The following is a 1,411-nucleotide window of genomic DNA, read 5'->3' as shown; positions in this document are numbered from 1 at the left end:
GGGTTAAGTAGCAAAAAGTGTGTCCGCTCGGCGTGTTGCGGGGCGGGCACACCGTTTGTTACTTCATGGGGCCTTTTCTGATTCCTATCGAGTGTTCGTACTCGGTTGGGATAGCGTTGTCGTAGAAGGCTGGTCGGCCTGTTTCATGGTCGGCTTTGTTGTGGTCTTCTTCGACAAGATCGTTGACTTTGGCGAGTTGATCTTGGCCGAAATTGCACTGCCTGGCGATCTTTAATGGGTCGTCAGGCAGTTGCGTTTTCGAGTGCAGGTACCACTCGAGCATTTTTCGTTGGCGTTCCCCGGACCTGCCGCGATGCGCGTCGGCGATGCGTTTGAGCCCGGCGTTGATGCCGCCTTCCAGACTGTTTGTCGTTGAAGCCCAGCGTTGAGGCTCAAGCGCATTCGGTGGTGGCTGCAGGTAGGTAAACAGCCATCCTTTCCGTGAGAGGTGCAGCAGGGAGTTGTATGCCTTGCGAACTCGCAGATGGGTCCATTCCCACTGGTTGTTGAGTGTGCGGCGCTCTTTTGACACGGGCGTTTTCTCGTTGAGGAATGCTTTGAATACCTGTCCGAAGTCGTGCAGACGCAGCGTCCACTCCCGTGCCTGGTCGAGTGTGGTGATACGGGTCAGTTTCAACGCCAGGGCGTAGATGGCTTTGCCGGCGTCGGTGCGTGGTCGTGATGTGGTGTAGCGGCGGATGACGCGTTGCGCATGGACGAGGCATCGTTGGATTATCGCGTTCGGCCAGCAGGCTTTAATCGCAGTAAGTGCGCCTTGTCCGCCGTCGAGGACGACGCAGAGCGGCTCAGCGATTTTGCGGAGTAGCTGCGTGTAGGCGTGGGCGGTTTCGTGTTTGGTCCAGTGCCATGCGATGACGTGGTCGTGGCTGGCTGCGACGAGCAAGCATCCGGCGGCGGTGTAGGTACCGTCGATGAAGATCTGGTCGTAGATGCGCTGTGGGTCACCGTCGTTGGGGATGTCGATGAGCCAGAACGGTTTGAATCGGCGGTCAAGTGTCCAACGGCTTACCCCTTGTTGCTGGGCGAGTTCAGACAACGTTGCTGTGGAGGTGGCATAAGAGACGAAGGCTTTAAAGTCGCGGGTCTGCGTGCGGTCGGTGCGGGTTCGTGTCGTGGAACTGCCGCAGTTCGGGTCCTTGCATCGCCACCTGGTTGTGCCTTTAGAAGTGGTTCCGTTTTTCTTCATTTGCCCAGCGCATATCGGGCATCGTGGTCTGTTTTTACTCACCCGGAAAGCACACCAACCCCCGATTAGCACATGCGGGTGCCATTCCGGTGGATTGAACACTAATCGGGCGGATATAAGGTCTTGATGCTTATATCCGCCCGATTTACCCAGCCTAATCAGCAGTAATGCTGAAAGTCAGACACACTTTTTGCTACTTAACCC

Annotated in this window: 1 protein-coding gene; it reads right to left on the bottom strand. The window is 56.5% G+C overall.

Annotated features, from left to right (window positions below; genetic code table 11):
• Positions 1 to 58 precede the first annotated feature (58 nt).
• Positions 59 to 1,249, bottom strand: coding sequence for an IS1249 family transposase (locus tag HMPREF2878_RS03950; protein ID WP_162838042.1), 1,191 nt, complete (start codon positions 1,247 to 1,249; stop codon positions 59 to 61).
• Positions 1,250 to 1,411 lie beyond the last annotated feature (162 nt).

Source organism: Corynebacterium sp. HMSC065H09 (genome assembly GCF_001812845.1).
GTDB classification, from domain to species: domain Bacteria; phylum Actinomycetota; class Actinomycetes; order Mycobacteriales; family Mycobacteriaceae; genus Corynebacterium; species Corynebacterium jeikeium_D.
Note: the sequence above shows the minus strand (reverse complement) of the source record. Positions and strands in the feature narration are given on the sequence as shown.